1 pseudogene is annotated in these 369 nt (G+C 62.1%); it reads right to left on the reverse strand.

The annotated features are described in order from the left end of the window. A pseudogene (locus GIR22_RS25870) lies at nucleotides 1–369 on the reverse strand (RHS repeat domain-containing protein); the annotation flags it as partial.

Here is a 369-nt window from a genome sequence, read left to right on the forward strand (position 1 = left end):
GCGATGCTGATCAGCGCTGTGTTCCGCGATCAGGGTGTCGCCTTGCCAGAAAAACTCGGTGGTTTTTTTATCGACGGTTTTGCTGGTGCGTCGGCCAAACGGGTCGTAGCGGTAGCTGGCCGTTTGGCCGTCGGGGGGTGTGACGCTGATGAGGCGATGTTGGCAGTCGTAGCGGTATTCCGTGACCAACTGCTGGGCCCGGCCCCGACGTTCGCGTATGAGATTTCCGAAGGCGTCGTAGTCGTAATGCCGGTCGCCTTGCAGCAACAGGCGGTTGCCGACGATGACGGCGGGGCCGATGCGGTCTTGCATCAGCAGGTTGCCCGCCGGGTCGTGGGCGAAGCGTTCCTGGGTGTCTTGGGAGTGGTT

The organism is Pseudomonas karstica (assembly GCF_009707515.1).
Taxonomy (GTDB): domain Bacteria; phylum Pseudomonadota; class Gammaproteobacteria; order Pseudomonadales; family Pseudomonadaceae; genus Aquipseudomonas; species Aquipseudomonas karstica.